The 7812-nt window shown below is 46.3% G+C and carries 10 protein-coding genes; 4 read left to right on the top strand and 6 right to left on the bottom strand.

Annotation, left to right across the window (positions count from 1 at the left end; genetic code table 11):
- The 3 genes from GXP65_RS04850 to GXP65_RS04840 all read right to left on the bottom strand — a co-directional run.
- The coding region (locus tag GXP65_RS04850) for an ISAs1 family transposase (RefSeq protein ID WP_162092177.1) at positions 1-274 on the bottom strand (274 nt) is incomplete at its 3' end.
- Positions 275-313: 39 nt separating this feature from the next.
- On the bottom strand, positions 314-541 hold the full coding sequence (locus tag GXP65_RS04845) for a hypothetical protein (RefSeq protein ID WP_162092176.1): 228 nt from the start codon (positions 539-541) through the stop codon (positions 314-316).
- Between the two features lie 4 nt (positions 542-545).
- Positions 546-1940 carry an MATE family efflux transporter gene (locus GXP65_RS04840; protein WP_162092175.1) on the bottom strand — a complete coding sequence of 465 codons (1395 nt, stop codon included), beginning with the start codon at positions 1938-1940 and terminating at the stop codon, positions 546-548.
- A 105-nt stretch (positions 1941-2045) separates the two neighbouring features.
- Between GXP65_RS04840 and GXP65_RS04835 the strand changes: the two genes are divergently transcribed.
- Positions 2046-2936, top strand: coding sequence for a LysR family transcriptional regulator (locus GXP65_RS04835; RefSeq protein ID WP_162092174.1), 891 nt, complete (start codon positions 2046-2048; stop codon positions 2934-2936).
- A 168-nt stretch (positions 2937-3104) separates the two neighbouring features.
- On the opposite strand, the gene GXP65_RS04830 is transcribed toward GXP65_RS04835, so the two are convergent.
- Positions 3105-3851 carry a hypothetical protein gene (locus tag GXP65_RS04830; protein ID WP_162092173.1) on the bottom strand — a complete coding sequence of 249 codons (747 nt, stop codon included), beginning with the start codon at positions 3849-3851 and terminating at the stop codon, positions 3105-3107.
- Positions 3852-4044: 193 nt separating this feature from the next.
- Between GXP65_RS04830 and GXP65_RS04825 the strand changes: the two genes are divergently transcribed.
- A complete protein-coding gene (locus tag GXP65_RS04825; RefSeq protein ID WP_005428450.1) occupies positions 4045-4374 on the top strand; it encodes a multidrug efflux SMR transporter in 330 nt (109 codons plus the stop codon).
- 16 nt (positions 4375-4390) lie between these two features.
- Positions 4391-5005, top strand: coding sequence for an HAD family hydrolase (locus tag GXP65_RS04820; RefSeq protein WP_162092172.1), 615 nt, complete (start codon positions 4391-4393; stop codon positions 5003-5005).
- Positions 5006-5083: 78 nt separating this feature from the next.
- Here GXP65_RS04820 and GXP65_RS04815 read toward each other — a convergent pair whose 3' ends face one another.
- Complete coding sequence (locus GXP65_RS04815; protein WP_162092181.1) at positions 5084-6262, bottom strand: lytic polysaccharide monooxygenase; 1179 nt, start codon at positions 6260-6262, stop codon at positions 5084-5086.
- 211 nt (positions 6263-6473) lie between these two features.
- Positions 6474-6914 (bottom strand): Lrp/AsnC family transcriptional regulator, encoded by a 441-nt coding sequence (locus tag GXP65_RS04810; protein ID WP_010645422.1) that lies wholly within the window; start codon positions 6912-6914, stop codon positions 6474-6476.
- A gap of 148 nt (positions 6915-7062) precedes the next feature.
- Between GXP65_RS04810 and GXP65_RS04805 the strand changes: the two genes are divergently transcribed.
- A complete protein-coding gene (locus tag GXP65_RS04805; protein WP_162092171.1) occupies positions 7063-7647 on the top strand; it encodes a LysE family translocator in 585 nt (194 codons plus the stop codon).
- Positions 7648-7812 lie beyond the last annotated feature (165 nt).

Genomic DNA, 7812 nt, shown 5'->3' with positions numbered 1-7812 from the left:
AACTTTGAAACGCGCTCTCAATTTCTTCTGGCTTCAGACGGCATATGACGCGAGCAATGGTGTCATGTCGTGGAATACCGTATTCAAAAGGACGATAACATCGGAGCCAATCTAGGCGATGAATACCAAAATCCTCAATCTGCTCCCAGCCCTCCGCTCCTGATAGGACGGCACTGACGGCTAAAAGGATAATATCGAGCAGTTCATGTCGCTTACATCGATCAATACGTGGGTCTTCAATAGCTTCAAAATGTTGGAGAAAAGAGTCAGGCATACTTAAAACGTTACGATAGAGAATTATTAGCTGATCTGATCACCGGTTTGTCCAAAAGTTCCCATTTATAATGATCTTGCCGTGCCCCATGGTTCGAATATGCTCGCCATGAATAGTGTTCTTCATCAGTTCCCATAACGCCGCCAAAAAACGTTTGTGCATTGCATGATGTCGGATGTATTTTACGTGGACAAACAGATAGATAACCGCAAACACTATGACGGCAATCGTCACGCCATATGCTTCATAAACACTGAGTAAGTTCATTCTTTTACCCTTCTTTAATTAAACAATTCATCCACTTGCGACTACGAAAGCGGTACAAACACGCAACCCACTTAAATAAGGTTTCTAAGAAGAACATCGCAAATACCACCGGGGCGGAAAAACCAAACACCATCGCTCCCAATGCCGCCAAAGGAATGCCAAATAACCATTGCGTCGATAAGTCTTGATAGAGACAAAACTTAACGTCTCCTCCCGCACGTAAAACTCCCACGACCATTAACGTAGGCAAAGAACGCAGCAAAATACCAACACACAAAATTAAGTAGAATTGCTCAGCCATCTGCCTCGTCTCTGCAGACAGCGCAGTAAACAGGTCTAACACCGAGGATTGCAGGAACCACAAAGAAATCGACACAACTAAAGTCACACCAATGGCAATCACGGTGAACCCTTTAGCCTGGGCGTAGGCAAGGTCTGGTTTATTGGCGCCAAGCTGGTTCCCAACAATCACAGCCGACGCGTTCGCGATACCGGTCAGGAAGCTGAGTGAAAACGCTTCTATTGGAGTGATAACCGAGAGTACGACCAATCCCGCCTCACCTGTTTGTCCCATAATGGCGGTATAGGCGAATAAGCCGCCTGACCATGCAAGGAAATTGATTGTCGTCGGCATGGATAACGAAAAGAAGGGACGGATGAATTGCCATTGAAGAGCATTTTTGAGCTCTTGACGACCAAATCTCAATGGGTGCGCTTTTAGCTTTAAAAATAGGCTGATAGCGGCGACTTCAAGTAATGAGCTAATCACCGTCGCGATCGCTGCACCTTTCAGGCCGAGCTCTGGAAATCCAAAGTGACCAAAAATCAAAAGCCAGTTGAATGCTACGTTTAGCACAATACCCAAACCACTGAACCAGGTACTGAGCGCAGCTTGGTGCATTGCTCGTAACCCAGCCGCAACGCTTCCGACGAATGCGACAGCAAAAAGACTCCAGCCCGATACCTTCAGATATTGTTCACCAAGCGCAATGATTTCTACTGAATTCGTCGACAGTCCCATAATGGCATCGCCATAGAACTGGAACGCACACAAGGGGACTAACGCAGCAACCGTCGCCACCGCCCATGTCAGAGCGGTACTTCGTGTTACGCCGCCTTGGTCTTTCGCTCCAAAGTATTGCGCGGTGAGCATAGCGCCTCCAGCCGTTACCCCCGCCAAAAAGATGGTGGCAACAAATAAAGCGCGACTCGCAACACCAATTGCTGCGATATTCTGCTCCGTTAGCTGCCCAATCATGACAAGGTCAATTAAGCCCTTACTTGAAAACAAAATGGTTTGCAGCGTAACGGGAATCGCCACCGTTAAGATGGCTTTAAACAGATCCACGCTGAATATCGAAGGCCGCTCTTTAGATTGAGAAACAGAGGTTAGTGACATATCACTCGCAAAAATCATGATGAAATTTGCGTCAATTATGGGAGGAAAACTACTATCCTAAAAACCACTTATGTTGGGGTTTTACGTTCATAATAAGGAAGCCAGTTGCACTCACTCGATCAAATTTACGCCTTCGTTTCTGTTTTCGAGCACCACTCTTACAGTGCCGCTGGACGAAACTTACATAAAGATAGAACCACGGTTCGTGAGCTCGTTAAGGCGTATGAAGACGTGCTAGGGTTTGAGCTTTTTACTATCGCAGGGCGCAAAGTCAACCCAACCGAACGAGCGGTTCAACTCTACCCTCAAGCAAAGTTAGTCCTTCGACAAAACGAAAAGTTACTCGAGTTCGGCAGTGCCATGTTTATGGAGCCTAAAACCCAACTCCGGCTAGGGTATGACATCGATTTTCCCATTGAATTGATTGCAGAACTTGAACGCCGATGTCTCGCTCAGTTCCCCCAGGTACGAGTTCAATGGATCGAAACACATCGAGATGCGGCATTAAAGTTAGTCTCTGAGCATGATTTAGATTTGGCCATATTACCTGCTGTGGGAGGAATCTCTCCAAAATACCCGCTTATCTTTAAGCACTTGGGTTACATCAGTTACGGCTTATATGTCGGGGCACAAAGTAAGCTCGCAAACAAAGCACAGTTCACAATTGAAGATGCGCAATTAGAAGTGCAATACCTGTCGAGTAACAACATGAACAGTGATGGGATGATACAGCCATTCTCATCTCATACCCGTATTGTCAGCAGCCACACGTTAATGGTGAAAATGCTCAAAAATGAAGGCTGGGCACTACTGCCTTTACCCCTTGGCGAGTACTACGTACAGAAGCGGGCACTAAAAAAAATGCCAACCCCGCTGCTTGCGAATGATGTAAAAATGCCATTTAGCCTGTTTCATGCCATCGGAATGGATCAAGAGACAACCACACAAGCGCTAGTGGAATGGTGTACAGAATTAGCAAAGGACTATTTTCGATAGAAAAACGGGGGAAAGAAACCCTAACTTTCCCCATGTGCGCAATAAAGGATCTAGGTGAAGCGCAAAGTAATTGAAGTCATGACCTCTGAGCCAGTCTCCCAACCGTTACTCAGAAATGAAGTGAGCCATTACTTCAATGTTCGATAAGAAAAAATGTTCGCTGAAGTGTTATTGGATAGAAAGTGTGTTTTGTTTACGGTTGTACTCAAATCGATGGCTCTGTTCCACGCTGTCTTTCACTTCAAGATCTTTGAGCGTGGTTGAGCCTTTTTCATAGCGGACTTGGTCACCATTGAGCTCAAGAGTTAGCTTTTCATACCGACTTTTGTCACCGCTATCTGCGTATTGCCAGCGCACCGTATAAGTACCTTTGTCCACATCATATTCCGCTTGATAGCCTTCGTTAAAAGCTTCAATCGCAAAGCCTTCTGGGTACACCACCATCTTGATGTAGGTCGGTTTTTCACTGAACTGATAGGTCGAGATACCAAAACGAGTTTCGATGATCTCCTGCTCTTCGTAGAAGTGGGCAATCTCATCAGGCGTACTCACCATCACCATATCTGGTGTAAGTCGCATAAGATGGTAGCCCCAGAAAAAAGAAGTTTTACTGTCAGCGACATTCGGCACCAGCGCTTGCAACTCATCTAAAGAACTCACGTGAAACTCCCACAACAGCCCCCGAGAAAGCTGATCAAGGGTATAGGTCACTTTGCGTGATAAGTTTTCTGCCTCAAAGCCAATAAGATCATCACTTATGGCATCCGTGATGGAGTGATGAAGCAAAGCAACGCCTTCGACGTCGTAAGTCGCTCTTGGGTCTTTAAACTCCGAAACGGAGTCTGTCGTCATTCCTTCTCCGCCACATCCATTTAGCGTGAACAACACAACCGCACCCAGCAAAGTTTTACGCATCCCGACACTCTCTTTTCCAAAGACGGCGGCAGTGTAACGGTTGTCACAAACAGTTAATGTAAGGGTATGTAAGGTGCTGCAATTTTTATTATTACAATTACGTAAAGGTCATTTGATTTTTCATGGGATTATCATTTTATTCGATATCAATATACTAACGGCATTCCAAAACAACCGAAGACGAATGATAACAATGAGCTGGTTTTTCTTACTTTTAGGCGTGGGCGCCGAAGCCCTTTCACACGTTGCACTTAAAGCAACCGATGGCTTTAGCAAACCGCTGCCGGCGACCCTAGTGTTGCTTGGCCATTTGGCCGCATTTGTCTGTTTAGCGCAGGCGATGAAAGGTGGTATGCCAGTGGGCATTGTTCACGCGCTTTGGGCGGGTTTAGCAATTGTGTCAGTGACCTTAATCTCGCAACTGGTTTACCGTCAGCACATGGATACGAGCCTTTGGATTGGGATGGCGCTTATCGCAGCAGGTGTGATGGTGATAAACTTCTCTCACGGACACGCACACTAAACCATAAGGCAGCGACTTGTCAGATACTCAAAAGCCCTCTCTTGCCCTGTTTGATTTTGATGGCACCATAACGGATGAAGACATGTTCAGTGCCTTCCTCCACTACGCTGTTTCTGGTCCACGAAAATGGCTAGGGAAAGTAGTGATTCTGCCATTTTACGCGCTGTACAAAACTGGTGCTCTTCCTGCAAAGAGGATGCGTCCTATCGCCAGCTTTATTGCTTTTGCTGGGAGAAGGACTCAAGAAGTTGAAGCGTTAGGAGCACAATTTGCACAAGAGGTGATTGTTAAACACATTCGCCCAGAAGCCCAAGCAAAACTCGATTGGCACCAAGCGCAAGGCGACACCATCGTAGTGGTCTCTGCATCACTTAACGCTTATTTAAGCCCTTGGTGTCGCAACCAAGATTACCACCTACTCTGTAGCGAGCTACTCAGCGAAAGTAAACGCATCAGTGGCTTCTACCAGAGCGATGATTGCAGTTTAGAAAGAAAAGTAGAGCGAATTAAAACGGCGTATGACGTTAGCCAATATGAGACTATTTATGCTTATGGCGATACCCACGAAGATATCCCAATGCTCAAATTGGCGGATCATGCCACGATGAATTGGCAGCCTTGGCAACACTGAGATGCTCAAGATCTATCGATGAAAACAAGAAACCCTTCTCAAGCGAGAAGGGTTTTGTCTATGTAGAGCAGTTCAAGCTTAACGCCAAACGCCCCATTCTCCTGTGGTCCCTGGCTCTTCACCACGAGTCCACCATTGAGCTGTCCACTCACGACCATTGTGTGTCACAACATCACCTTGGTTGTAAACCGCGTCTTTGCTCCAAAGGTTAGTTGGATCAACTGGTGGCTGGGTATCACTTTTAATCAATGATAACGCGTAGCTAAAGTTGGCATTCGGCGCCAATACTTGGTTTGCGTAGATATTATTGGTATCGAACATGTAGTGCTTCATCGCTTCATGCCAAATACCCACATACCAATCACCCGTTTGTTGTGAGTTAAACTGATCGGCCAGCTCGGCTGCCCACGTCGTGGTGTTGTTAGCACTGATTGGTAGTGAAAGATCCACGATCTCGCTGCCTGTTACACTAAAGGTACGGAAACGCACCGTATCACCCGATTCAACTGGACCAAAACCTTGTGTCACAAAGTAGCCTAGAGAAGTCAGATTATTTGCGGGATCGGTAGGGTCAACTGGGTCAGTCGGTGGTGTGGTGCCATTGCCGTTTAGGGTAATGTCACTACAGTTGTAGAAGCCTTCACCAGCCACATCGATGCGTTGCCAACGAGTGTAAAGAATCGCATCACCCGAACGGTCTGCCGGGAAAGTCACCTGCATGCGATAGCGTTTTTCTGCATCTACATACACATCACCAGCAGTATCGATCAGTTCTAAATCGTCCCAAGTAAGGGGCTGTGTATCATCATAAGTTGGTTTGGAAAGGTAGAACTCCCAGTAAGAAGGGTTATGTGGCGCTTTACCAAAGAACACCAATTCGATTTGGTTGTTCGCATCTGGCGTCACGTTAGTACGTTGCCAATTTGGCGATGGGATATTCAAACCTTTCTTTGCAGCATCGCCCGCTGAACAAAGCTCACCGTCACGAACAATCGCTTTCACATGCGCCATATCGCGGTAGTTCGGCACGTTGGCAGCGATCTCACTACGTTGTACGAAAGGGTAAGCGCCAGACTCATCATAAGCCGCCTGACACGCTTGGTTTGGAATTTCATTAGTCCAAAAGCCGCCATCTAAATAACAGGTGTTTTGACGCGCACTTGGAAACTCGACCCAGCCATGGGCACTGACATTAAACGAGCTTAACGCAGCCATTGCGCCCAAGCTCACTAGAGGAAGGGTTACGTATGATTTCATCATTCATCCTTAAATTTTTTACCCCGCTGCTCGCGAACCGGGCAGCGACGTAGAAAAACTAGCAGGATGCGATTATTTAGAAGGTGAGAATAAATACTGGAATTGTCAGATTGCAGACTGCTTTCCAGCATTTTATGTGGACTTTGCTCATACTCGACTGACTCTTTCGAGTCACTTCAAATTGATGTGCTACAAAATCGAAGGAAAAGGATTAACGCTCGTCTTTGGGCGTATCCATCACCACCATGGTCGTGATCGCTTTGACGTGCTCGCACTCTCCCAATACATCGGCATGGAAGGCTTTGTATGCTGCAAGATCTTGGGTTTCCACTCGTAACAAATATTCGTTCGCTCCAGTGATGTTGTGGCATTCCACTACCTCGTCAACAAAGCGCACGTGATCTTCAAAACCAAGCTGGGCCTGCTTGGAGTGAGAAGCCAGACCAATCGAGACATAAGCAACAAAACCAACACCCATTTGCTGATTATCTAACACAGCTCGATAGCCTTTGATGATCCCTTTACGCTCCAAATCTTGCACACGACGTAAGGTCGCCGATGGTGACAATCCAACACGTTCAGACAACTCCACATTGGAGATTCTTCCGTCTGATTTCAGCACTTGCAATATTCTTTCGTCAAATCTGTCCATGGGGACCTTTTGTTGTTTATCTGTCGTATTTTCATCAAATAAAAGCACAAAATTGATGCCACTTCTACCTATCATTGTTCACGACTAGTCAAGACAACTCTCTTTCGCCCGAGTGCACGCAGGCAAAACAAAAATGCAGGAAAACACTATGGAATACCATCAACTTGGTGCGCTGGCACTGTTTGCGTTTGTCTCGACTTTCACCCCGGGACCAAACAACATCATGCTCATGACTTCAGGCGCCAACGTCGGCTTTAAACGTACCATCCCCCATATGCTTGGCATCACGCTCGGTTTTGGTGCGATGCTGATCCTCGTCGGTATTGGTTTAATGAGTTTGTTCCATGCATACCCGCTAACACATGACATTCTCAAGGGCTTGAGTTTCACTTACTTGCTGTACCTAACGTACAAAATTGCTACCAGTAGCAAAACAGAAGTCAAAGACGGTTTCCGCCCAATGAGCTTTTTGGGTGCAGTGGCCTTCCAGTGGGTGAATCCTAAAGGCTGGTCAATGGCACTCACCGCCATCACCGTATACAGCAGCGGTGGGTCTTGGCTAGAACTGGCTTTGATTGCTGGCATCTTCTGCTTGGCAAACCTGCCGTCCGTGACTTTTTGGACGGCGGCAGGCATACAGCTTCAACGTTGGTTGACGACCTCTAAACGGATAAAAGGCTTCAACTATGGCATGGCCGCACTTCTGCTTTTATCGACTATCCCAATGATATAAATAACAAAATAATCAGTTATAAGTGTGACTTAAAGCAAATTTCAATTAGTCCCTTGTTCGGTAAGTACAAATAATCGCCACTTCCAAGGGTGGATTGGTTCATAGTAGCAACAGCAGTGATAAGAATATTAAAAGCTTAAATGATAAGTTAAACCCATATCGGTT

The sequence above is a fragment of the Vibrio sp. LB10LO1 genome, assembly GCF_010092875.1.
Taxonomy (GTDB): Bacteria; Pseudomonadota; Gammaproteobacteria; order Enterobacterales; family Vibrionaceae; genus Vibrio; species Vibrio campbellii.
This window is presented reverse-complemented; position numbering and strand designations above follow the sequence as displayed.